The following is a 23,556-nucleotide window of genomic DNA, read 5'->3' as shown; positions in this document are numbered from 1 at the left end:
TTGATCGGGTAGGTCGGAAAGGGACACCGAATGACACAGAGCACGACGCTTCGGACAAAAGACGAAGCGGCGGCGAAGAGGATCGCCGAGGCTTTCGCGCCGGAGGCGATCGACACGTTGTTGAAGGACGCGAAAGCGACCGGAACACCGATCGACGGGGTCGATGGCCTGTTGAACCAGATGACGAAGGCTGTCCTCGAGCGGGCCTTGCAGGTCGAGATGACGGGCCATCTCGGCTATGAGGTGGGTGATCCGGCCGGTCAGGGCACGGGAGACTCCCGGAACGGGAAGTCCACGAAGACGGTGTCGACCCGGAACGGGCCGGTCGAGATCGAGGTACCGCGTGACCGGAACGGTTCGTTCGAGCCGACGATCGTGCCGAAACGGGCGCGGCGGATCGGGAATCTTGACGACACGATCCTGTCGTTGTACTCGCGGGGCATGACGACCCGCGACGTCGAGGCGCACCTGCGTGAGGTCTACGGGGTCCAGGCCTCCCGGGAGCTGATCTCGAACGTGACCGAGGTCGTCGTCGACGAGATCAAGGCCTGGCAGTCCCGGCCCCTCGACGAGGTCTACCCGATCCTGTACGTCGATGGGATCCGGCTGCGGATCAAGGACAACGGGGTGGTCACGACCAAGGTCGCCTACCTGGCCGTGGGTGTCGATGTCGATGGCCGCAAGCACGCGCTGGGCTGTTGGATCAAGGACACCGAGGGCGCGAAGTTCTGGCAGAAGGTCCTGGCCGATCTCCGCAACCGCGGGGTGCGCGACGTGCTGATCGTGTGCTGCGACGGGCTGTCCGGCCTGCCCGACGCCGCGGTCGCGGTCTTCCCCGAGACCGTCGTGCAGACCTGCGTTGTGCACGTGATCCGCAACGCGATGAGGTTCGTGTCCTACGGCGACCGGAAAGCCGTCGTCAAGGCGATGAAGGACATCTACACGGCACCGACCCTGGAAGCCGCCGAACTCGGCCTGGCCGCGTTCGACAAGAACTTCGGCGTCCAGTACCCCGGCGCGGTCGACGTGTGGCGCCACGCCTGGACCGAGTTCATTCCGTTCCTCGACTACCCACCCGAACTCCGGAAGATCGTGTACACGACCAATGCGATCGAGTCGATGAACTTCCAGCTCCGGAAAATCACGAAGAACCGCAGGCATTTCCGGCTCTTCGAAGTTAAGCGGGGTTGAGGCATCCGCGGGCTCGGCGGGTGGTTGCGCAGCGTGTGCGTAGACGCTGGTTTTCGGGGTTGCGGTAGCCGTAGGCGTTGCGGGCGTCGAGTTTGACGACGCGGTTGTAGCCTTCGCTGGCGGCGTTGGTGATCCCGGTGTGGAGGAACGCCTCGATGCAGGGCCACCAGGTGCTGATGGTGGTGGCGAGGCGTTCGAGTTCGGGGATGTCGGCGTCGGCGCACCAGGTGTAGAACCGGGTGAGCCGGTGGGCGATCACGGTGCGGTCGGGGTGGGTGCGGGCCAGCGCGAGCAGCGCGCGGAGTTCCTCCTTCCCGATCCAGGCGGCCAGGATCATCTGGCCGGGTTCGCCGAGGTCCATGAGGGTGTTCCACAGTTTCGCGAGTTGGCGGTCGGTGAGGTTCTCGCGGTTGCGGCGGAGCAGGCCGCGGATCTGCCACTCGGGGTCGCCGCTGCGGCCGCGCCGGCCTCGGGTCGTGGTGGTGATCCGGCGGCGGACCTCGTTGAGGATGTCGTTCGCGAGCTTCACCACATGGAAGTGGTCGACGACGACGATGGCCAGGGGTAGGTAGCGGCGGATCGCGGCGACGAAGACGGAGCACATGTCGATCGCGACGTAGGCCACCCGGTCGCGCCACGCCGCCGGCTGGCTGGCGAGCCAGTAGGCGACGTCGTCGCCGGTGCGGCCCTCGACCTGACCGAGCATGCCGTGGGCGCCGTGCGGGTCGGTGAACCCGACGTGCCACCGGTCGGCGAGTATCCGGGCCTTCGCCGGCTCGCCACCAGCGGGCCCGCCGTGGGCTTCGGCGTCCTCGGGCTCGCTGGCAGCCCGGCCGGGTGGGGGGCTTTCGGGGGGCCGCCAGCGGGGCCGGCCCCGGCGCACCTCGTCGATCCCGAGTACCTCGATCGGTGGTGGCGTGCTCTCGGTCAACGGCGCGGCCGCCTGGCGGACCGCGTCCATCGTCGTCGGCCACGACAGGCGCAGCGACCGGGCGGTGGCCACGACCGTCGCGCAGACCCCGTCGACGACGCGCACCGCGGCCTGCTGACGTAGCCGGGCCGTCAGCCGTGCCCGGGCGGGCACCGCGGGCAGCGACTCGGTGAACGACCCCCGCGCGCACCGCGGCTCGTCGCAGTACCAGCGCCGCTTGACCCACTCCAACCGCAGATCCCAGGACCCGCAGGGCACGTCCCGCGGCCGGGTGCGCACCACCCCCTTGACCCGCGTCGCGAACACCCCGCATGACGGGCACGCCCGCGCCGTGTCGTCCGCGGTCTCCAGCAAGGCCAGCCGCGACCCGTCCGCCTGCCGCTCGATGCGCCGTACCGCCAGACCGTCCAGTTCCAACAACAACGTCGCGGCACACGTATGATCGTCCAAGCCCGTAACCCCTGTGGCGTCTTGATTGCGTGAGAACAACCAAGATCGCCCGGGTTGCGGGCCTTTTCATGTCACGACATGCCGCAATGCCACACCAGGCACACAAGCCCACGGCAAGCCAACATCACGCACGGTCATCAACCGGATGGCGGCCCCACAGCCCACCCCGATTAACTTCGAAGACCCGCATTTCCCCGACCGTGACGCGGCGATGAAGCTACTCTACCTCGGGCTCCGTAACATATCGAGCCAACGCGGCGGCGAGTCCGGTACCGGGACCCACGGATGGAAAATCGCGCTCAACACGCTCTCCAGCCTCTTCCCCGGACGCCTACCTTTCTGATAGTGTGAACGCGTAGGCCAAGCTATTCACCTCTGGCTTACACGGAAATCGTGACAGGCTCCCGCCCTACGCGCCTCGGGGACACCGGCGTCGGTGCGCCTGGTCCGCCGGGTCATGCGCCAGGCCGGGCTGCAGGCCTGCCAGCCCAGGGCCTACCGGCGCACCACCATCCCCGGCCAGGCCCCCGCGCCCACCGACCGCGTCCGCCGCGACTTCACCGCCACCCGACCAGGAACCAAACTCGTCGGAGACATCACCTATATTCGCACCGACGAAGGCTGGCTGTACCTGGCCACTGTCATCGACTGCTACTCGAGAAAAGTCGTCGGCTGGTCAATGGCAGATCACATGCGCACCGAACTGATCATCGACGCGTTCACGATGGCCGCCACCCGCACCCGCATACAGGAAGGCGCGACCTTTCACTCCGACCGCGGCTCGCAATACCTGTCCGACGCCTACCAACGAGTCCTGCGACACCACCAGGTACACCCCTCGGCCGGAGAAACCGGTGTCTGCTGGGACAACTCGCTCGCCGAATCATTCTTCGGAACCCTCAAGAACGAACTCATCCACCGCGAGACCTATCCAACCCGCCGCGCTGCCCGCACCGCGATCATCCAGTACATCGAGGTCTTCTACAACCGGCAGCGACTCCACTCCACCCTCGGCTACCAGACCCCCGAACACGTCGAAAACCTATACCACACGGCCACCGCAAACATTGCAGACGCCGCATAAGCCAGATAGAATCCCGCTACGCAGGTGTCCGAGAAACAGGGCTCACCTCACGGGAACAACCCGCAGGGAATTGTGATCACACCCGACGGCAAGACCGTGTACGTCACGGACAACGCCGACGCTGCCAGCGCCACCGTGACGCCGATCGATGTGGCCACCAACACCCCCGGCAAACCGATTCAGGTCAGCGACCGCCCGGTCGGGATCGCGATCACGCCCGATGGTCGAACCGTGTACGTCACCAATGAGCGTGACGCCGTGGTGACGCCGATCGATGTCGCCACCAACACCCCCGGCACTCCTATCTCCACCGGAGGCATCGAACCGTTCTACATCGCGGTCACGCCGGACGGCGTGGCCGCCTATGCGGTCAACCGCGACAGCGACACGGTGACGCCGATCGATGTGGCCAGCAACACCGCCGGCACCCCGATCCCCGTCGGTGACCGGCCGGTGGGGATCGCGATCAGCGCACCACCGAAGGCCGTACCATCTCCGCCGGTATGCGGGACGACCGGAGTGCTGTCCGGGACGACGACAATGACCTGCACGTATCACACCATCGGATCGGACACCTTCACGGTGCCCGCGGGAGTGAGCTCGGTCGAGGTCGTGGTGACCGGCGCCCAGGGCGGGCACTACTTCATCGCTGGTGACGCGGCACACCCGTCCCCGGCAGGGGACATCACCGGGCGTCCCGGAGGTGGCGGTGGCCAGGTGTCCGGGGCACTGGCGGGGCTGAAGGGCAACCAGGTCCTGCAGGTGAACGTGGCGGGCAAGGGCGCCAACGGAACCGGGGCCTCGCGCTCGGGCGGAATGAGCAATGGCCCGTCCGGCGGATCGGGAGCACTCGGCGGATTCGGTGGGTCCGACGCCGGCGTGTCAGGTGGGCCTGGTGATGGCTCCGGTGCGAACGGCGGAACAGCGTTCAACGGTGGTAACGGCTCCGGCGGCGGCGGTTCCTCCGACGTCCGCGTGGCCGCGGCGGGATGTGTCGCACGGAAGTGCGACCAGTCCACCCGGGTGCTGGTCGGTGCCGGCGGAGGCGGCGGCGGCGGCGTCGGCGGGCAGGGCAACGCGCTCGGCGGCGCCGGGGGTGCCGGCGGCGGTGACGTCGGCGCCGACGCTGGGTCGACCGTCGATGGTGGTAATGCCGGACTCCCGGGTAAGGGCGGCACCCAGACCACCGGAGGCGCCGGAGGGCTGAACGCGTGCCGGCACGGTGCTGGGAATCCCCCGACCACCGATCCGCTGACCGATCCGCGCTGCGGCGGGGACGGTACTGAAAGCACGTCCGGTGCCGGCGGTGCCGGCGGTGCCGGGAACCTGCCCTGCACCGGAGTGCACACCCCACCCTGCCTGGACCCGACCGCCACCACGGCCGGTGGTGGCGCGGGCGGTGGCGCGGGCGGGAGCTCGTTCGCCGCGTCGACCATCGAGAACCCCGTCCTGACCGCCGGGGTCAACTCGGGCACGGTCAACGACGGCAACGGTGAGGTCACGATCACCTGGACTCCGCCCGTTATCTCGGCTCCGGCTCAGATCGTGACCGCCATGCCGACCCCGACCCCGACCCCAACCCCAACCCCCATACTGGCCCCAACGCCCACACTGGCCCCGAAGCCCGACCAGGCGTAGACGAACCCTCAGAAGTAGCGCACGCAAGCAGAGCAGGACCCTGCGCTCGGCCGGTGATCGACTCAGTCACCGGCCGAGCCAGGGTTCGACCCAGGCACATCAGCCGGTGGACGGAACAGTCCAGGCCTACCAACAGGGCTTCGGCGTGTTTGAGGATTGACCGGTTCACCCGGCCTGTCCGATCGGCGCTGATCGTGAGGGTTGCCGGTCGGGACACCGCGCGGGACACGTGTCGCTGGCAAAGGGGTTTGGCGTGCCTGTTGGCGCATTGTCCCGTGTCGCGGCGCACGACGGTGGGGTGGGTGAAGTCGACCATGCGCGGGCACAATGGGAGCAGGTCGACGCCTATATCCGGGAGACAGCCGTCGGCGCCGGGACGGGCACGGACAAGATCTCAGGCTTGTCGAGTTCAAGGCGAGTGGCGACCTGTCCGAGATGGAATGCCAGCGTGCCAAGGAGAAGATCCTGCGCTTGAACCTCTCGACGAGGACGGTAGGAGCGAGCCGCGCCCCACCTGATCGCGGCGGAGCGGTTGTGAAGCTCGGAAGGGTGGTTAATCGTGCGTTCCTGGATGGTTCGCCGGTCGGGGCGGCGTGCGGGAACGCCGGTTTCCCGGTCCCGGCGGGTGGCGGCTTCAGCGGCGTTGGTGGGCTTCGCCGCGGCGGTCGCTGTCGTATTCGCCCGGCTGATCGACCGGCCGATCGCCTTGCCGGTTTCGGTCGCCGCTGTGACGATCGCGTTGCTAGCGGGCTGGACGGCGCTGGTCGGACGGCGGCTGCGCCGCCTGAGCGCGGCTGTCGTGGCGGCCTTCGCAGTCGGCGGCCTGATCGCCTTCGCGGGGGTGGTCGGCCTGACCACCGTGCTGGTCACCGCGTGCCTGCTCGTCACGTCGGGAACCGCGGCGCGCGGCGCCTTCGGACGACACCGACCAAAGGGGCTCATGGTTGGAGCCGCCCGGCGCGGCGTCCTGCTGGTGAACCCGCGCTCCGGGGGTGGCGCCGCCGACCGCCACAATCTCGCTCAGGAGGCCGCCCGGCGCGGGATCGCGGTCGTTACCCTCACGGAACGCGCTGATCTTCGTTCCCTCGCCGAGGACGCCGCCGACCGCGGAGCCGACGTGGTGGGCATGGCGGGCGGCGATGGTTCGCAGGCACTGGTCGCGGACGTGGCGCGGCGGCGAGGGATGGCGTTCGTCTGCGTCCCAGCCGGTACCCGTAACCACTTCGCCCTTGACCTTGGCCTCGACCGGAAGGATGTGGTGGGGGCGCTCGACGCGTTCGACCTCGCTGTCGAGCAGCGCGTTGACCTTGGTCAGCTCGGTAACCGCGTGTTCGTCAACAACGTCTCGTTGGGCGTCTACGCCGAAATCGTGCAGTCCGACAGCTACCGCGACGCCAAGGTGGGAACGGCGGCCGCGATGCTGCCCGACCTGCTGGGCGTGGACCGCGCTCCGCCGGATCTTCGCTTTACCGGCCCGGACGGCCGCGCCGGATCGACCGCGGACATCCTGCTCGTGTCCAACAACGCCTACCGGCTGAACAGCCTTGGTGGTTTCGGTACCCGGCCCCGGCTCGACAGCGGCCGGCTTGGCGTGGCGGCGTTGCGTGTCGATCGCGCTCGCGACCTACCCGCACTCGTCGCGCTCGAGTCCATGGGTGCTATCAGCCGGTTCCGCGGTTTCCACCAGTGGAGCAGCCCCACCATGAGAATCGACTCCGCGCGACTGGTCAGCGTCGGCGTGGACGGGGAGGCGCTGCGCCTGCCGCCGCCGCTGGATCTCCGCTCGCTTCCGGCGGCTGTGCGCGTTCGGATCCCGCTGCACGCTCCCGGGGTCCCCGCCGCGCGGCCGGGTGTCTGGGGGATGGTCCCCGCGCTGATCCGCATTGCGGCCGGCCGGTCGCCGGCGTGAGCCGGGCCGCGCGGCCTCGGCCTGGGTGTCAGCCGTCCCAGTCATCGTTCTCAGGGATTCGTCTGCTCGATCGGAGTGGTCGGCGGCTTCACGGCGTCACGGCGTGGCTTCAGGGCGTGGCTTCCGGGCATCGGAGGGCCTGCCGTCGGGGCTCGCGGGCCCGGGTTGTGTGGTGCCGGCGGCGGCAAGGATAGCCAGGGCGGCCAGGGCGACCACGACTATAAGGAGAACGAGGGCGACCGATGACGGCGTCGGCGAGTTCCACAGCGCCAGGGCCAGCGCCCCGGCGCCGATGACGATCCCGCTGGTGAAGCGGCGATGTCTGTCCAACCAGCGGCCCGTGCGGCCGGTGCGCACACCCACCCGGGCCGCGGACCGACCGATGGCTCCGGTGGCGTGGGCGGCACCGGAGCGGATGGCGCGGGCGCCGCGTCCCGGCCCGTAGAGATATCCAGCGACCACGGTGATGACGGCTATGGTCAACCAGGTAAGCGCGTTGTTTCGCAGGAAACGGACGAGAGTGTCGTAGATGGCCGCTGCCGCGTCCTGAGGCTGGGTGTCGGACGGGACGGAGTCCAGATAGATCTGGCGCATGACGGCCAGTCCCACGAGCAGCACGATCATCGTCACGCCGATTCCGGTGCCCGCGGCCATGAGCCCGGCGCGGTGCGAGGGCGCCAGCCACACGCCCAACGCGACGAGTGCCACAATGGCGACCGGCAGCCAGAGGCCGAGGATGTCGAGTAGACGCAGGGCGTCCTGAGCCTTGGTCAGTTTGTCCGTCCGCAGCAGCACGATCTGCCGGTCGACGTCCGGAATCTTGCCGGCCTTCTCGAAGCCGGCGTCGGCCAGTCGCTTCTGCACGCTGTCGACGACCGGGCCAATGTCCAACACGATCGTGTTGTCCTTGGCCTGCACGGCGCTGCCGCCCTCACCGGTGAGAACCTTCACCACGGCGGCATGTGCCCGACGGTTCGCGTTCTCCCACACCAGGGGGAACTGGTCACTGGTGACCACCCCCTGAACCACCTGATGCACCGCGCTGGTCAGGGCGGTCTTCATCGCGCCGGCCAGTGCGTCGGCGTGGTCCACGACAGCGGGGCGAGCGCCGTTTCGCGCGAGGACGCCGGCGAGCGACGAGGCGACCTGATCGACGTTGACGTTGCTGACGACCCGGTCGGTCAGACGGTTGATCACCATGTTCTGCACCGCGGGGTCGGTGGCGAGCGGGGCGACGGTATCCACGTACCGGTCCGTGTCGGAAATCGTCGTGTCCGCCCAGGTCGCAACCACGCCGAGCGGCGCCAGCACGGCGGCCAGCAGGAGCAGGAGGGACGCCCCGACGGTCCGAAGCCGGTCGTGCCGCACCGCCACCGCGCTACGCAGCCGCTCGTACTCCGCCCGCTCCCCGACGGACAGGGAACGCTTGTCGGCGGAATGCGCCGGGCCGTCGGAGCCGTCGCCAGCACTGGCAACCATGGCACAGTCCCTCCCGCATTCTGCCCGGCGCGGCCGCCATCACGGTCTCGCGGCCGCGTCCTTCCCTGCGAGGAGTAGCTGAAAACTGCCGGCGGGCGAGACGGGAACGTGGTGCCGAGAAACTGCGGACAAATAACGAAAACTACTTCCTCCGCCTCGATCCGTTGACGTCGTATGTTTGCGGGCAGCCGGTCTCGGGCAGCCAATACTAGGTAAATATCCTCGAATTTCAAGTGGCCAAGACAGCAAGTGGTCAAATAGGGGGAGAGTAATGACGACACAGGCTCCTGAGCGGACACTCGGCGCTATCGCGCACGGCGACGCGCCGGTCTTCGAAGAGATTGTGCAGATGCACCTGGACACGCTCGAGCGGTCGGGCCTGGACGAGCGCACCTACCATCTCGTGCGCCTGGCGGCACTCGTCGCCGTGGACTCGGCGCCCGCTTCCTATCTGATGAACCTCGCCGCCGCCCAGGAGGCGGGCCTTACCGCCGCCGACGCGCAGGGCGTGACCACCGCCATCGCGCCGATCGTCGGAAGTGCCCGGGTCGTGTCGGCGGCGGGGAACGTCCTGCGCGCGCTCGGCTTGGAGGAGATCCTGAACGAGAACCCGGAGTAATGGGCTCGCGCCGGCCGAAAGGGACCGTCGGGGTCGACGGTCCCTGGCCCGGGCCGGCGGGATGCGCCGACGCTCACTTTGAGTAATGCTACGGGGGTGGGTCGGCGATGGGTCCGACCGGCCGCGAATGCCGCCGGTGGTCGGACCAGGCGGGGGTACCGGCGCACCGTCAGGTACGCCCAAGAGCGGGCACCGAAACCGCGCGGTGCGTTTCGGGAAAGATGGGGCGGTTCGTCCGCGGAGAACCTGGCCCGCCAGTTGCGCCAGAGCGATCTGATAAATGGTGCGATGACCCTCGCCGCGCTCATCCTGATGCTGTTCTTCCCATTCATCATCACACTGGCGGCGGTGTCGCCGCTGCGCCCCGGCGGTGCGGCCGAGATCATCATCAGACGGATGGGGCTGAACCACGAGGCCGCGATGGCCGTCGAGCGTCTCTTCATCCCCCACGGCGGCGGCGGATCCGCGCAGTCCGGCTGGACGGTTCTCGGCGCGCTCTGGCTGACCCTGGGCGGACTGAGCCTGGCCGGGGCGGTGCAGTCGGTGTACCTGCGGGTCTTCCGGCTTCCGGCGTTCGGCCTGCGCGGTGTGCCGGCTCAGGTGGTCTGGCTCGCCGGACTGATCGTCTTTCTTGCTGGTACCACCGCCACCGGGGCGGTGCTCACCGGCACGGTCGCCGGCCAGGTATGCCAGGGTCTGATCGTTACCGCTGCGATGGGACTGCTGCTCTGGAGCGGTACCTGGGTTCTCCTCCGCGGCCGGCTGGGCTGGCGGGAAATCCTGCCCACGGCCGTGTTCACCACGATCGGCCTGACCGGCCTCGGGGTGGTGAGCCGCCTGCTGTTCTCGGCGTCGATCGTCGAGAACGAGCGGAACTACGGCGAGATCGGAGTCGTTTTCACGTTTCTTTCGTGGCTGATCGGGTTCGGAGTCGTTCTCACCGGAGGGGCGATCGTCGGCGGCTGGTACAACGAGCAGGGCCTGTCCGTCCTCCGTCCGGTCAGGCGACGTTTGAGATCTCTGTTCAGGTGATTGTCCCTCGCTCGCCGTCAGGGTCGCGAACCGTGTGGTGACGTGCAGTTGCGGGTAGGTCTCTCAGCGACACGTCATCGATATCCGATGTCGGTCTGCGCTAGGGGGCTTCGTCATGGATTATCCACTTCTGTCAGCCTTTTGGACGATGCTGCTGTTCTTCGGATTTCTCCTGTGGCTGTACCTGCTCTTCGTCATCGTGTCGGACATCTTTCGCAGTCGTGACCTCTCCGGCTGGGGGAAGGCCGGATGGTTGACCGCCGTCATCATCCTCCCGCTTCTGGGTGTGCTGGCATACACCATATTCCGTGGCGATTCGATGGGTGAGCGGGCGATGGCGGACCGACAGCGACAGCAGGCCCTGTATCAAGGGTTCCAGCCGTCCGCGGTGCAGTCGCAGGGGGTTGCCGACGAAATGGCGAAGCTGGTCGACCTCCGCAGGAACGGTGAGATCAGCGAGGAGGATTTCCAGCGGGCGAAGTCCCGCGTTCTGACCTGAGCGTGCTAGGATCTGCTGCCTCCGACCTGATCCGGGGGACCATCGGTCTGGGGCGCCGCGGACGGCTGCCGGGTCGGGGTACGGCGCGCGAAGAACAACGCGAGCAGGGCGAATACCGCGAGCAGGGACAATGAGGCGCGTAGTCCGTCGAGGCGCGCATCTGCATTCTCGTCGATGATCGCCTCGGCTGCCCTCGGGGGCACACCAGCCTCGGCGAGGGCGGTCTCCAGGTCCTTGTCAGACAGAAAAGGAATGCCCTCCGCCAATTTCACCTCGGCGGTCGAGACGAGACCTACGGGCACTTCGGGGTTGTGCTGGACACCGGTGAGGAACGATGTAGTGAGTGTCGAGATGAGCACCGCGCCGGCCATCGCGGTGCCGATCGACGCTCCGAGGTTTGTCACCGTGTTCTGCACTCCGCCGATCTCGGCACTGTGTTCGTCAGGCACGGCGGAGACGGTGACGCTGCCCAGCTGCGATGCCAACGCGCCGACACCGAGTCCCGCAAGCAGCATCGGCCAGGTCACGATTTCTGGACCGGCTCCGACGTCGAGCGCCGCTATCATGATTATGATGCCGATGAACAGGGCGAGGAATCCACTCCGGATGATGCGACGCGGCGAGCTGTGCGGCAGTGCCTTGGGAATGCCCGCGGCGGCCAGGAGCAGGGTGACTGACAGCGGCAGCAGCCTGACCCCGGTCTCGACTGCGGAGAGCCCGAGCGCCACGGACAGGAACAAAGGGATGGTGAAGAAGAGGCCGGCCTGGAGCAGGTACTGGAAGAAGAACGAGGTGAGGCCGCCCCGAAGGGTTGGGTTTCGCAACAGTTCCGGATCGAGTAGTACGGCGTCGCCCCGGGCGAGGCGGTTGTCCTGCCACCAAACAAAGATCCGGAGCGTGCAGCCGCCGGCGAGTATCAGCCAGATTGCTGGTGACAGTCCCAGCCAGCTGGGCATTCCTCCCTTCGGTTGGATGAAGCCCCAGCTTCCCGACCGCAGGATTCCGTATACGATCAGGCCGAGGCCGAGTGCGGACAGTGTGGTTCCGACGAGGTCAAGGTGGCGATGTTCCCTCGGCGACGTGTCGACGATGCCGCGGGCGAGCGCCAGAATGATGAGAACCACGAGTACCTCGCCGGCGAACACCCAGCGCCAGGAAAGATAGGTGGTGAACATGCCGCCGACGAGGGGGCCTGTCGCGACGGCGATCGCTCCGGCCGCGGCGACGAGTCCATATGCGCGAGGTCGTTGGTCACGGGCGAAGTTCTGCGCGACGAGTGCGACGATCGCAGGCATGATCAGTGCTGCGCCGGCCCCCTCGAGAAACGACCAGCCGAAGATGAGGACCGTGAGATTCCCGGCGAGTGCGGTGGTCAACGATCCGCAGCCGTAGATGACGCAGCCGATGGCGAACGCGCGTCTGTGACCGAGGATCTGGCCGAGCCTACCACCGGTGATCATGAATGCGGCCATCATCAGCGTATAAAAGGTGATGGCGGTCTGAATTCCGGTCACCGTCGTGTCGACATCCGCGGCGACTGTCGCGATCGACACGTTCATGACCGAGCTGTCCAGTGTCATGAGGAACTGCCCCGCCGCAAGCGTCAGGAGAACGGTCCTGGCTCCCCCAGCTTCTTCTCCGCAGGCGTGGCCGTCTTCGCCGACCCGGTCTCGGTCTGGCCCGGCCTTGTGGTATCGACCCGCGCGCCAGCTCATATCCTGATTTCCGGGCTCGGTCGCGGCCCGGTCCACCAATTACCAGCCAGCACACTCCCAGTACCGTCCACCCGGTGAGGATGGTTCCACACGCGGCCATCATCACTCGTACGCCGGATCCGGGGCATAGCGTCCTCTCGGTCGCAGGGCTCATCTCCAGATTCACCCACCTCCCAGAACCAGTGTCAAAACTCATCCGGGGCAGGCAGGAAGAGCCGGCCTGTCAGATCTCCTCGAATTCCGCGTATCGTGGGAAGAGGTGGGAAAGTCAGGTAGGCGTCCCGGTCGTGTTCGCCTGGCCGTCGTGTTCGGTCGTTCGACGAAGGGGTGCGGACCCCGCCGGGGTTCGTCACGGCCGTCGAGTGTCCGGCGCGGGCGCGGGTGTCTCCGGCGGCGCGGTCTTGCGCCGTTGCCCGTGCTCGACCGCGCTGAGGACCGCGCGTATGAGCAGCCCCAGCACGAGCAAGTCGGCGAGCATCTGCACCATCGTGACGATCCGGACTGTTTCCGATTTCGGCACTATGTCGCCGAATCCGACGGTGGCGAACACGGTGACGGTGAAGTACAGCGCGTCGGTGCGGTTCATCGGTTCGGTGAAGGTCTCCGCCCCCGTCCGGCTCATCAGGAAGTACGTGCTCGCGAACAGGATCAGAAACAGGGGGATCGACAGCGCAAGCGCCTCGATGGCCCGGACCGCGGGGTACTGCGACCGCAGGATCGAGCGCAGCTGCCAGCCGGCGAGCACCGCGAACGCCAGCAGCCCACCGACGAGCAGCAGGATCGCCGGCGGGTCCAACGCCCCCCGCAGTGGCAGCACGTAGTAAAGCGTCACGAGCACCGTGACGTTCAACGCGGCCCGCCGCACCGCGTGTCGCATCAGACGCCGCCGGATGGCCGGATCCGGTGGCTGGGGACGCTCCCCGCCCACCCCAGGCGTGGTCATGGAGCGGGTTGCGCCGCGCGGCGGACGGCCGGGGCCACCGCGGCGAGGCTGATCAGCGGAGTTTCCGCCGCATCCGGGTACAACGGTTCCTGGCATCGGTGAAACGACGGGCCACAGGACATGACGGTTAATCACCCCGATGGTGGATCCAGCCCGGTTAGCACGTCCCGCGGCGGGGCACGGTGGCGGTAAGGCTGACAGGAGATACCCGTTCCCGTTTCTCGTGGAACGCGAACGGGCGTACGGTGGCGGTTCGGCCGTCGCCGCCGGGGGCCCGGAAGAATCGCCGCCGGCGGGCGCGTAGCGGGACGGCCGGCGGAAAGGAGCGACGGATGCGTACGGCGCTCAACATCATCTGGCTGGTGCTCTGCGGACTGTGGCTGGCAATTCTGTATACCCTGGCCGCAATACTCTGCTTTATCCTGATCATCACCATCCCGTTCGGGATAGCCGCCTTGAGAATGGCGAACTACACGCTCTGGCCATTCGGACGGACGCTGGTCCCGCGACCGGACGCCGGGGCCGGATCGCTGATCGGGAACGTTCTGTGGATCATCGTGGCCGGGTGGTGGCTCGCGATCGGTCACCTTACAACCGGCATCGCGCTCTGCCTGACGATCATCGGCATTCCGCTGGGCCTGGCCAACTTCAAGCTCATCCCGGTCTCGCTGATGCCGCTGGGGATGCAGATCGTCGACGTCGACGAGTACGAGGAGAGGGGCGTGCCGGCGTTGCGGTGACCCTGCTCGGCGAGCCGGCCAGGAGCTTGAACCGATGGCGACCGTCACCCCGAGGGTGGTGACGAGAGGCCCTCCCACAGGCCACGAGAGGTCGAATATGACCACTGATGTCACGCATCCCGCCGCGCGCGGCTCCCAGCCGCGACGGCCAGCCAGGACAGGGCCCGACCGGATCCCGCCGACACCGGCAGAGCGCACGGCCCGGGGAAAGGAGGCGCGGACCCGGGCCCCGCGCCGGGCCCACGCGGAGTACGACCCGGCGCCGGACCGGGCCGACCCGATCGACGTGATCGACCGGCAGTCGCGGACCCGCCTGCCTGAGCTTGTGCCCCTCCGCTACCAGCGCATGATGGAGTCGCCGTTCCGGTTCTACCGAGGCGCTGCCGCGATCATGGCGGCGGACCTCGCCGGGACACCGACGTCGGGAATCGACGTCCAGCTCTGCGGCGACGCGCACATGCTGAACTTCCGGCTGCTCGCGTCCCCCGAACGGCGCTTGGTGTTCGACATCAACGACTTCGACGAGACCCTTCCCGGCCCGTGGGAGTGGGATGTGAAGCGGCTCGCGACAAGCCTGGTCATCGCCGGTCGCGCCAACGGCTTCGCCCGGTCCGAACGGCGCGGGATCGTCACCGCGGCGGTCGGGGCGTACCGCATGTGGATGCACCGGTTCGCGGCGATGACCAACCTCGACGTCTGGTATGCGCACGTCGACGTCGCCGATCTGACCACGCGGTTCGCCGACGTTCTGGGTCGGCGGACGTCAAAGCGCCTGTCGCAGGCGACGGCGCGCGCCCGGTCGCACGACCGGCTGCGGGCGTTCGCCAAGCTGACCGAGGTGGCGGACGGCGAACGGCGCTTCGTGACCGACCCTCCGCTGCTCGTCCCGGTCAACGAGCTGCTCGCCGGGACCGAGCAGGAGCTGCTGATGGGATGGCTCGGCTCGATCGTCGACCGGTATTCGACCACCCTGTCGGCCGATCGGCGCTCGCTGCTCGCCCAGTACCGGCTCGTCGACTTCGCGCGCAAGGTCGTCGGCGTCGGTAGCGTGGGCACCCGCTGCTGGGTCGCGCTGCTGCTCGGCCGCGACGGCGGCGACCCGCTCCTGTTGCAGCTCAAGGAGGCCGGGACGTCGGTCCTTGCCGATTACCTGCCCGGGAGCGAGTACGACAACCAGGGCGAACGGGTGGTCGCCGGACAACGGCTCATGCAGGCGACCACCGACATCTTCCTCGGCTGGCAGCGAGTGGACGGCATCGACGGGCGGCGGCGCGACTTCTACGTCCGGCAGTTGCAGGACTGGAAGGGCATCGCGGTGGCGGAGGACATGGTCCCGCACGGAATGACGCTGTTCGGGCGACTGTGCGCCGCCACCCTGGCCCGGGCCCACGCACGGTCGGGTGACCGCATCGCGATCGCGGCCTACCTCGGCACCGGCGAGGCGTTCGACCGGGCGGTCGCGCAGTTCGCGGAGGCCTACGCCGATCAGAACGAGGCCGACCACGCCGCGCTGGCGGAGGCGGTCCGGACCGGACGGGTCAGCACCGCTGTTCAGGAGTCCGGGCGTTCAGGCGTTCGCAGGCACAGGTGCTCAGGTGCTTAGACGCCGGTATCGGGCGAGGCGGCGTACCCCGTCCGCGGCGGGGCGGTCGGTGGAGGGCTGGAGGGCCGCCTCGAGCCGGGTGCGGACGGCGGGCTCGTCGAGATGCATGCCGATCGCGACCAGGCCGTCGGGACCTTCCGTCACGGGCCTGACCGCGACGTGGATCTGGCGTCCGACGACATTGACGACGTGGCCGCGCATGCCCCGCCCGGTGTCCACGGTCACGGTGCCCTTGAGCCGGTACATGTCCGCGGGCAGGTCCTCAAGCAGGTCGACCAGCCGGCCGGGATCGACCGGGCCGGTGGCGGGAACGGTCACCGCGTTGACGCGCGGGTGCGGCTCGCCGTCGTGGTCGTGATCGTCCCGGGCCAGGGCCGCGAGTGGGAGTTCGTCGACCGGGTCGTGCGGGCTGGCTGCGTCGAACACGAGAACCGGGTTGATGCGGCCATGGGTGGTCTGGACGACGTGGGCGTGGGGGTTGCTCGCGTGAATCCGGCCGGCGATCCGCGCCACCGTCTCGGCGCGGTGCGCCGGCGCAATCCGGTCGGTCTTGTTGATCAGGACGAGGGAGGCCGACGCGAACCGGGCCGGCGGTAGGCCGCCCGTGTCGACGGTGTCGAAGTAGGCGGCGGCGTCGACCACGTCGACAAGACCGCCGGGGCGCACGCGGTCCACGCCGCTGAACCGGATGAGCCTGGCGAGATGTGGCGGGTCGGCCACCCCGCTGGCCTCCACGATCACCGCGTCCAGCCGCAACCGCGGATGGGTCAGCTTCGCCAGCGCCTGGTCCAGGCCGTCGGTGTCCGGCAGGCAGCACAGGCAGCCGCCCGCGATCGAGGCCGGCTCGTCCACCTGGCCGGTGACCAGCGCGGCATCGACGTTGATCGCACCGAAGTCGTTGACCACCACCCCGAGGCGCGCTCCAGGCGCCTGGAGCAGGTGGTTGAGCACCGTCGTCTTGCCCGCGCCCAGGTATCCGGTGAGCGCGATCACGGGTACCCGCACGCCCATCCCCGCCTGCCTCCCCCCGGGCCGCGCTGCGCCGGTGGCGCGATCCGCATCGCCAGGTGTGCGGATCCCGGGCTCGGGCCACGAAGACTATCCACCCGGGCCGGCCGTCGACCCGGCGGCCACGGGCCGCCCCGCCCCGGGTGCTTCACAAATGGGAACCTCACGGGGAGCCATAAGGCCCCGCCACCAGAGTGGAAAGGCGTCGCCGAGCCCGAAGGTTGTCGTCGGATTGCTTGCTAGGATCGGCGCGCGGGCGGCAGCGCCGAGGTCCGGCGGTCGAGAAGTCCGGTCGTGACCGGCGTCCGCGGATACTCTGGAAGGACATTCCCGTGAGCAGCAGGCTCAACTGGCTCGTCTGCAAGGTCGGCTGCATCGAATGCGGCATGATAGAGGACCCGGCGCTGAGAATCATCGGAGTCTATGCGGACGAGCAGGAGGCCATTGCCGCCGCACGCAGTACTGCCCAGACGATTGCGCGACGTTGGGGGATGACCAATCCCGAGGAACCGTATCCGGTAAACGCGACCGAGACGCTGGGTTCGCGCACGGGCGCCGGCTGGATGTGGACGCCCGCAGACCACGAACAGGTCTTCGCGGTGCAGGTCCCGTCCTGACAGCTCGGTTGCCCGGGGGTGGCGGACCTGGATCGATCCGCTTCCGAACGCAGCCGAGGCGGTTATCCTGCGGTGACGGACTTCAGCAGCCGGCCATTGGCGTCGTAAAACCGTAGGGTGGACGCCTTTGACCGATTCCAGTCGCCCCCGACCATAGTCCGGTCGGTCGATTCGGGTCCGTCCACCTGAACGGACCGCGTGATGAAGTAGCCGTTCTGGATCGGGACCTGGATAGTGTGTCCGTTGGGCGTGGTCGCCGTGATCCGTACGACCTCGGTGCTCACCCGTCCGCCGACGGTGTGCACTGTTCGTGTTTCATCAGGATTGGCCAGCCATCCGAAGCCGTGGGAGCCGGAAATGTCGATCGATACGGGGTTGGGGACGGAGAGGGTGGTTCCCGTGCTGCTCATAAATCCGTACGCCAATGAGATGTCCGGCCGTCCGGCGGAATCGAGTGGGATCTCGCACTCGGTCGCCGTAGAGCCAATGGCCAGCAGCACACTCATACTGATCCCCAGACCGTCGCGGACCGCCGCTCGCGGGATCAGACCGAAAGTGGGGGACCGGGCCGGATCCGCCTGACCGGGACCCGACTGCGCGCATTCCAAGGGGATCGCCGCCTTCTCCGCCGGGGAGAGGTGAACGGCCGTCATCGTGGGGTGACCAGCGGGATCGTTCGCCTCGCCGCCCGGCGTCGGCGTTCCCCGGATACCCGCGCCTCGACGCTCGTCCAGATGCGCTCCGAAGGATGCGCTCGCAGATCCCCGGCCGCCGCACGCAGCCACGCGACGGTTGCCTCGTCGGTTGTCACGCGGAACCTCCCGTCATCGATTCAATGTCATGGGTCGCAGCGTCAGACGCCGCGGTGTCCTGTGCCGATGCCACCTGCTGGTGGTGACGCCCCCGATCAAGGGGCCTCGGTGACCCGGCCCACTCGGAATGCAGCGCGGGGTGCAACCGCAGCTTCGCCAGTCCCCGGGATGCCTGGCTCTTCACGGTCCCGACCGACCGGCCGAGCACCTTGGCCACCTGATCCTCGGAAAGGTCGTCGCAGTAGCGCAGGACGACCACCGCACGCTGGCCCGGCGGCAGCGTGGCCAACGCCGCGGCCAGCCCGGCCCGGTCCTCCACCGCGGTGAACCCACCGCCGTGCTCAGCCGCCTCCGGCACCGTCGCCACGAGATCCTCGGCCACCCGTCGCCGGCTGAACCGCCGCCTGTTCGCGTTCACCAGGATGCGGCGTACGTACGCGTCCGGATGGTCGCTGTCGCGGACCCGACGCCACGCCACAAACGCCCGCGCGAGCGCGATCTGGGTCAGGTCCTCCGCCTCCGTGGCGTCCCCGCAGAGCAGGTAGGCCAGTCCCAGCAGCCGCGGTAGCCGCGGCGCGAAGAACTCTCGGAACTCAGGCCGGCACCGCTGGCCAGCTGGGTGGCGGCTGTTGCCCTGGGCGCGTCGAGGACGGTGTACTGCTCGAGGCGGCAGGTCGGGCCCAGGTGACGCAGACGGAGACCACGAGGGCGGCGCCGCCCGACGAATGGAGACGCGGATGAGCATGGCCACGGGAACGGGCACGGGGACGGGCGCGGACTCGCCTGCGCTGCACGTTGCCGATCGCCACGAGCTGATCCGCGTGCAGGGTGCGCGGGAGAACAACCTCAAGGACGTCAGCATCGAGATCCCGAAACGCCGGCTGACGGTGTTCACCGGCGTCTCCGGCTCGGGCAAGAGCTCGCTGGTGTTCGGCACGATCGCCGCGGAGTCGCAGCGGATGATCAACGAGACGTACAGCGCCTTCGTGCAGGGTTTCATGCCGACGCTGGCGCGCCCCGAGGTCGACCTGCTCGAAGGGCTGACGACCGCGATCATCGTCGACCAGCAGCGGATGGGTGGCGACGCCCGTTCCACCGTCGGCACCGCCACCGACGCGAACGCGATGCTGCGCATCCTGTTCAGCCGGCTCGGGCAGCCGCACATCGGCCCGCCGGGCGCGTTCGCCTTCAACGTCCCCTCGGTCCGGGCGAGCGGTGCGATCACGGTTGAACGCGGCGCCGCGAAGGCGGTACGGAAGACGTTCACCCGCACCGGCGGAATGTGTCCGTGCTGCGAGGGCCGGGGCGCGGTCACCGACTTCGACCAGACGCAGTTGTACGACGAGACCAAATCGATCAACGAGGGTGCGCTCATCGTCCCCGGCTACAGCGTCGACGGCTGGTACGGCCGCATCTTCGGCGGCTGCGGCTTCTTCGACCCGGACAAGCCGATCCGCCGGTTCACCAAGCGGGAGCTGCACGACCTGCTCCACAAGGAGCCGACCAAGATCAAGGTCGACAACGTCAACCTGACGTACGAGGGCCTGATCCCGAAGATTCAGAAGTCGTTCCTGGCCAAGGACGTCGACGCGCTGCAACCGCACGTCCGCGCGTTCGTGGAGCGGGCGGTGATCTTCACCACCTGCCCCGACTGCGGCGGCAGCCGGCTCAGCGAGGCCGCCCGATCGTCGAAGATCTCCGGGATCAGCATCGCCGACGCCTGTGCGATGCAGATCAGCGACCTCGCCGGGTGGGTGCGTGAGCTGGCCGAGCCGTCGGTGGCGCCGCTGCTCGCCGCGCTGCACCACACCCTGGAGGCGTTCGCGGAGATCGGGCTGGGCTACCTCTCGCTCGACCGGCCGGCGGGCACGCTGTCGGGCGGCGAGGCACAGCGCGTCAAGATGATCCGCCACCTTGGTTCCTCGCTCACCGACGTCACGTACGTCTTCGACGAGCCCACCATCGGCCTGCACCCCCATGACATCGCGCGGATGAACGACCTGCTGCTGCGGCTGCGGGACAAGGGCAACACGGTGCTCGTCGTGGAGCACAAGCCGGAGACGATCGCGATCGCCGACCACATCGTCGACCTCGGCCCAGGAGCCGGCGCGGCGGGCGGCACCGTCTGCTTCGAGGGAACCGTCGCCGGGCTGCGGGCCGGCGGCACCCTCACCGGCCGCCATCTCGACGACCGGGCCGCGCTCAAGGACACGGTGCGCACGCCCACCGGGCGGCTTGAGATCCGCGGCGCGACGACGCACAACCTGCGCGACGTCGACGTCGACATCCCGCTCGGGGTGCTGGTCGTCGTCACCGGCGTCGCCGGTTCCGGCAAGAGCTCGCTCGTGCACGGGTCGCTGCCGTCCCTGTTCGAGTCGGACGGCGGCGCGGGCGCGGGGTCCGGTTCCACCCGGGGAGGCGACGGCGGGGCGGCCATCGGGGCGCTGGTGTCGATCGACCAGACGGCGATCCGCGGCTCGCGACGGAGCAACCCGGCGACCTACACCGGGCTGCTCGATCCGATCCGCAAGGCGTTCGCGAAGGCCAACGGAGTGAAGCCGGCGCTGTTCAGCGCGAACTCCGAGGGCGCCTGCCCCACCTGCAACGGCGCCGGCGTCATCTATACCGACCTGGCGATGATGGCCGGCGTCGCCAGCACCTGCGAGCAGTGTGAGGGGAAGCGGTTCGAGGCCTCGGTGCTGGACCACCACCTCGGCGGCCGTGACATCAGCGAGGTGCTCGCGATGTCGGTGACCGAGGCCGCGGAGTTCTTCGGCGCCGGCGAGGCGCGCACGCCGACCGCGCACGCCATCCTCGGCCGGCTCGCCGACGTCGGGCTTGGCTACCTCGGCCTCGGCCAGCCGCTCACCACATTGTCCGGCGGCGAGCGGCAGCGACTCAAGCTGGCCACCCACCTCGCCGCCAAGGGCGGTGTCTACGTCCTCGACGAGCCGACCGCCGGCCTGCACCTCGCCGACGTCGAGCACCTGCTCGGCCTGCTCGACCGGCTCGTCGACGCCGGCAAGTCGGTCATCGTCGTCGAGCACCACCAGGCGGTCATGGCACACGCCGACTGGATCATCGACCTCGGCCCCGGCGCCGGCCACGACGGCGGCCGGATCGTCTTCGAGGGCACCCCCGCCGACCTCGTCGCCGCCCGCTCCACCCGCACCGGCGAGCACCTCGCAGCCTACGTCCGCACCTGACCGGTGCACGACCGTGTCGGCCGGCGCGGGCGTGGCACCGTGGGCGATGGGGTAGCCGTCCCGGCTATGAGCAAATAGGAATTTCTGCTGGTTAACGCTCGAACCGACCTGCGTGCGCCATATGCCCGGTATGTCTGCGAGAATCGCGCCGCTGGGATGCTGGACGCAGGGAGGGCGGCGGGCGTTGGCGAGAAAGCTGGGAAGTTCCTACACCCTGGACACGGTGATCGGTCGGGGTGCGATGGGCGAGGTGTGGCGTGGCCGCGATGAAGACGGCGCGCCGCTCGCCTTCAAACTCCTGCTGCCGGAGCTCATGGTGGACCCGGACATCGTCGCCCGGTTCATGCGGGAACGCTCGGTGCTCCTCCGGGTCGACTCACCCTTTGTCGTGCGGGTCCGGGATCTCGTTGCCGAGCGCGGGGACCTGGCCATCGTCATGGACTTCATCGAGGGTTCCGACCTGCGTCGTGAACTGATACGGCGCCGAACGGTCCCACCGGCGGAGGCCGTGGCGACGACCGTCGACATTCTGACCGGGCTCGATGCCGCGCACGCGCTCGGCATCATTCATCGCGACCTCAAACCCGAGAACGTGCTGCTCGACCGGCATGACGGCGGGTATCGCCCGAAGATCTCCGACTTCGGGATCGCCGGGCTGACGGACGCGTCGACGCGGCTGACCATGCAGCCGGGCATCCTCGGTACTCCGCTCTACATGGCGCCCGAGATGATCGAGGAGGGCGTCGCCGGTCCGCCCGCGGACATCTATGCCGCGGGGCTCGTGCTCTACGAGCTGCTGTGCGGGGTCACGCCGTTCGCCGGGCGAGCGCCGCTGGCGATCCTGCGGGCGCACGTCGACCTCCTGCCCGGCCGCCCGCCGAACCTCAGCGACGAACTGTGGTCCGTCCTCGCCGCCATGCTCGCCAAGGACCCGGCCGCGCGGACCGGGGCCGATCAGTTACGGGCTCTCCTGCCGGACCTGTACGGGTTGCCCGCGAGCCCGCCGCTGACCACCCCGCCGCTGGCCACTCCGCTGCCGGGCACCCAGCCGGGCACCCTGCCGCCTGAGACCGCGCCGCCTGAGACCGCGCCGCCGGGCACCCCGCCGCCCTGGGCGGTCGGCAACGGCGTGCCCGCCGAGCGGGTGCCAGCGCCGCCGTCGGCATTTGGATCGACCCCGCCGGGCGGCGCCGTTGCGATCGGCTCCGACGTCGACCGACCTGGGGATTCCTCCGTCGAGCCGGGCAGGCGGCGCCGACGTCGCCTTCTCGTCGTCGCTCTCGGCATCGTCGTCGTGATTGCGGCCATGGCTGCGGCCGTCGTGTCGACCACCGGCTCACCGTCCGACCCGTCGAAGCGGCTCCTGATCCAGGCAAAGGCCAAGGACACGCAGGCGATGGCGGGGCACCCTGCCCCCACGGCCAGCCCGAGTCCCGGTGCTTCCGCTCGTGCCGACGGCGCCGACGGCGCCGGGTCACCGGCACCGACATCGATGCCGGCATCCGCATCGACACCGGCACCGGCACCGGCATCCGCACTGGCACCGGCATCCGCGCCGGCACCGGCGGCCGCCATGCGCGTGGCGAATCCGACGGTCCTGCCCCCGCCACGCCAGGCCGGTCCCGTTGCCGCGGCGCCGCCCGCCGCCGCGACCGCGCAGGGCGGTCTCGGCAGGACATTCACCGACGTCGCGACCCATAGCTGCCTCGACAGCAATGCGCAGGGGCAGGTCTACACGCTGGGTTGCAACCAGGGCAACTACCAGCACTGGGTGTACACGGCCGGGAACGGCGGGGTGCGGCTCAGGAATTTCCAGACCAACAACTGCCTGGGCAGCCGGGCGAATGCCGCGCCGGACGGAACCAGGTACCAGGGCACGGTGTACGCCACCGGCTGCGACGGCGGGGCCGCGCAGCTCTGGACCATGTCCAGCGACAGTGGCGGAATGACCTTCCGAAACGCCTCCACCGGCGAATGCCTGGACAGCAACGCCGATGGACGCGTCTACACCCAGGGCTGCAACAACGGCGACTACCAGCGCTGGGGTTAGTACTACGGGCCCGTCCTGGTCGAGGGGAGG

General features: G+C 68.8%; 16 protein-coding genes and 3 pseudogenes. 12 read left to right on the top strand and 7 right to left on the bottom strand.

From position 1 onward, the window contains the following. Nucleotides 1–81: 81 nt before the first annotated feature. Nucleotides 82–1,164, top strand: a pseudogene (locus AC5R91_RS19020) (IS256 family transposase); the annotation flags it as partial. A 13-nt stretch (nt 1,165–1,177) separates the two neighbouring features. Here AC5R91_RS19020 and AC5R91_RS19015 read toward each other — a convergent pair. Beyond that, entirely contained in the window at nt 1,178–2,572 is a 1,395-nt protein-coding gene (locus AC5R91_RS19015) for a transposase (protein ID WP_495392701.1), read from the bottom strand. 400 nt (nt 2,573–2,972) lie between these two features. Between AC5R91_RS19015 and AC5R91_RS19010 the strand changes: the two are divergent. From AC5R91_RS19010 to AC5R91_RS19000, 3 genes and pseudogenes are all read left to right on the top strand, one after another. Beyond that, nucleotides 2,973–3,656: pseudogene (locus tag AC5R91_RS19010) on the top strand (IS3 family transposase); the annotation flags it as partial. Between the two features lie 72 nt (nt 3,657–3,728). Further along, nucleotides 3,729–5,294: a YncE family protein gene (locus AC5R91_RS19005; protein ID WP_495392700.1), complete on the top strand. Its 1,566-nt coding sequence runs from the start codon at nt 3,729–3,731 to the stop codon at nt 5,292–5,294. 625 nt (nt 5,295–5,919) lie between these two features. Then, a complete protein-coding gene (locus AC5R91_RS19000; protein ID WP_495392699.1) occupies nt 5,920–7,203 on the top strand; it encodes a diacylglycerol/lipid kinase family protein in 1,284 nt (427 codons plus the stop codon). 96 nt (nt 7,204–7,299) lie between these two features. On the opposite strand, the gene AC5R91_RS18995 is transcribed toward AC5R91_RS19000, so the two are convergent. Further along, on the bottom strand, nt 7,300–8,682 hold the full coding sequence (locus AC5R91_RS18995; protein ID WP_495392698.1) for a hypothetical protein: 1,383 nt from the start codon (nt 8,680–8,682) through the stop codon (nt 7,300–7,302). 271 nt (nt 8,683–8,953) lie between these two features. Here AC5R91_RS18995 and AC5R91_RS18990 point away from each other — a divergent pair, with 271 nt between their 5' ends. From AC5R91_RS18990 to AC5R91_RS18980, 3 genes are all read left to right on the top strand, one after another. After that, nucleotides 8,954–9,301: a carboxymuconolactone decarboxylase family protein gene (locus tag AC5R91_RS18990; RefSeq protein WP_495392697.1), complete on the top strand. Its 348-nt coding sequence runs from the start codon at nt 8,954–8,956 to the stop codon at nt 9,299–9,301. Between the two features lie 288 nt (nt 9,302–9,589). Continuing rightward, nucleotides 9,590–10,333 (top strand): ribonuclease BN, encoded by a 744-nt coding sequence (locus AC5R91_RS18985; RefSeq protein ID WP_495392696.1) that lies wholly within the window; start codon nt 9,590–9,592, stop codon nt 10,331–10,333. A gap of 115 nt (nt 10,334–10,448) precedes the next feature. Further along, complete coding sequence (locus AC5R91_RS18980; protein WP_495392695.1) at nt 10,449–10,832, top strand: SHOCT domain-containing protein; 384 nt, start codon at nt 10,449–10,451, stop codon at nt 10,830–10,832. Between the two features lie 5 nt (nt 10,833–10,837). On the opposite strand, the gene AC5R91_RS18975 is transcribed toward AC5R91_RS18980, so the two are convergent. Then, nucleotides 10,838–12,412 (bottom strand): MFS transporter, encoded by a 1,575-nt coding sequence (locus tag AC5R91_RS18975; RefSeq protein ID WP_495392694.1) that lies wholly within the window; start codon nt 12,410–12,412, stop codon nt 10,838–10,840. Between the two features lie 484 nt (nt 12,413–12,896). Continuing rightward, nucleotides 12,897–13,424 (bottom strand): potassium channel family protein, encoded by a 528-nt coding sequence (locus AC5R91_RS18970; protein ID WP_495392693.1) that lies wholly within the window; start codon nt 13,422–13,424, stop codon nt 12,897–12,899. Nucleotides 13,425–13,822: 398 nt separating this feature from the next. Between AC5R91_RS18970 and AC5R91_RS18965 the strand changes: the two genes are divergently transcribed. Beyond that, nucleotides 13,823–14,230, top strand: a complete 408-nt coding sequence (locus tag AC5R91_RS18965; RefSeq protein WP_495392692.1) for a YccF domain-containing protein — start codon at nt 13,823–13,825, stop codon at nt 14,228–14,230. 97 nt (nt 14,231–14,327) lie between these two features. Further along, nucleotides 14,328–15,833, top strand: coding sequence for a DUF2252 domain-containing protein (locus tag AC5R91_RS18960; protein ID WP_495392691.1), 1,506 nt, complete (start codon nt 14,328–14,330; stop codon nt 15,831–15,833). Here AC5R91_RS18960 and AC5R91_RS18955 read toward each other — a convergent pair. Continuing rightward, nucleotides 15,822–16,844 (bottom strand): CobW family GTP-binding protein, encoded by a 1,023-nt coding sequence (locus tag AC5R91_RS18955; RefSeq protein WP_495392690.1) that lies wholly within the window; start codon nt 16,842–16,844, stop codon nt 15,822–15,824. The two genes, AC5R91_RS18960 and AC5R91_RS18955, sit on opposite strands and share 12 nt — an antisense overlap. 329 nt (nt 16,845–17,173) lie before the next feature. Between AC5R91_RS18955 and AC5R91_RS18950 the strand changes: the two genes are divergently transcribed. Continuing rightward, entirely contained in the window at nt 17,174–17,458 is a 285-nt protein-coding gene (locus tag AC5R91_RS18950; RefSeq protein ID WP_495392689.1) for a hypothetical protein, read from the top strand. Between the two features lie 62 nt (nt 17,459–17,520). Here AC5R91_RS18950 and AC5R91_RS18945 read toward each other — a convergent pair whose 3' ends face one another. Together AC5R91_RS18945 and AC5R91_RS18940 are read right to left on the bottom strand one after the other, a co-directional pair. Then, nucleotides 17,521–17,964 (bottom strand): hypothetical protein, encoded by a 444-nt coding sequence (locus tag AC5R91_RS18945; RefSeq protein ID WP_495392688.1) that lies wholly within the window; start codon nt 17,962–17,964, stop codon nt 17,521–17,523. Nucleotides 17,965–18,265: 301 nt separating this feature from the next. Then, nucleotides 18,266–18,865 (bottom strand): annotated as a pseudogene (locus AC5R91_RS18940) (SigE family RNA polymerase sigma factor); the annotation flags it as partial. 142 nt (nt 18,866–19,007) lie between these two features. On the opposite strand from AC5R91_RS18940, the gene AC5R91_RS18935 reads away from it, so the two are divergent. Continuing rightward, nucleotides 19,008–21,476, top strand: coding sequence for an ATP-binding cassette domain-containing protein (locus AC5R91_RS18935; RefSeq protein WP_495392687.1), 2,469 nt, complete (start codon nt 19,008–19,010; stop codon nt 21,474–21,476). Between the two features lie 184 nt (nt 21,477–21,660). Next, nucleotides 21,661–23,526, top strand: a complete 1,866-nt coding sequence (locus AC5R91_RS18930; protein WP_495392686.1) for a serine/threonine-protein kinase — start codon at nt 21,661–21,663, stop codon at nt 23,524–23,526. Nucleotides 23,527–23,556 lie beyond the last annotated feature (30 nt).

It is taken from the genome of Frankia sp. BMG5.60, assembly GCF_059428125.1.
This window is presented reverse-complemented; position numbering and strand designations above follow the sequence as displayed.

Coding starts and splice junctions, on each gene's coding strand:
- AC5R91_RS18995 (WP_495392698.1), bottom strand. CDS start 8,682: ATGGTTGCCAGTGCTGGCGACGGCTCCGACGGCCCGGCGCATTCCGCC.
- AC5R91_RS18990 (WP_495392697.1), top strand. CDS start 8,954: ATGACGACACAGGCTCCTGAGCGGACACTCGGCGCTATCGCGCACGGC.
- AC5R91_RS18985 (WP_495392696.1), top strand. CDS start 9,590: ATGACCCTCGCCGCGCTCATCCTGATGCTGTTCTTCCCATTCATCATC.
- AC5R91_RS18980 (WP_495392695.1), top strand. CDS start 10,449: ATGGATTATCCACTTCTGTCAGCCTTTTGGACGATGCTGCTGTTCTTC.
- AC5R91_RS18975 (WP_495392694.1), bottom strand. CDS start 12,412: ATGACACTGGACAGCTCGGTCATGAACGTGTCGATCGCGACAGTCGCC.
- AC5R91_RS18970 (WP_495392693.1), bottom strand. CDS start 13,424: ATGCGACACGCGGTGCGGCGGGCCGCGTTGAACGTCACGGTGCTCGTG.
- AC5R91_RS18965 (WP_495392692.1), top strand. CDS start 13,823: ATGCGTACGGCGCTCAACATCATCTGGCTGGTGCTCTGCGGACTGTGG.
- AC5R91_RS18960 (WP_495392691.1), top strand. CDS start 14,328: ATGACCACTGATGTCACGCATCCCGCCGCGCGCGGCTCCCAGCCGCGA.
- AC5R91_RS18955 (WP_495392690.1), bottom strand. CDS start 16,844: ATGGGCGTGCGGGTACCCGTGATCGCGCTCACCGGATACCTGGGCGCG.
- AC5R91_RS18945 (WP_495392688.1), bottom strand. CDS start 17,964: ATGAGTGTGCTGCTGGCCATTGGCTCTACGGCGACCGAGTGCGAGATC.
- AC5R91_RS18935 (WP_495392687.1), top strand. CDS start 19,008: ATGAGCATGGCCACGGGAACGGGCACGGGGACGGGCGCGGACTCGCCT.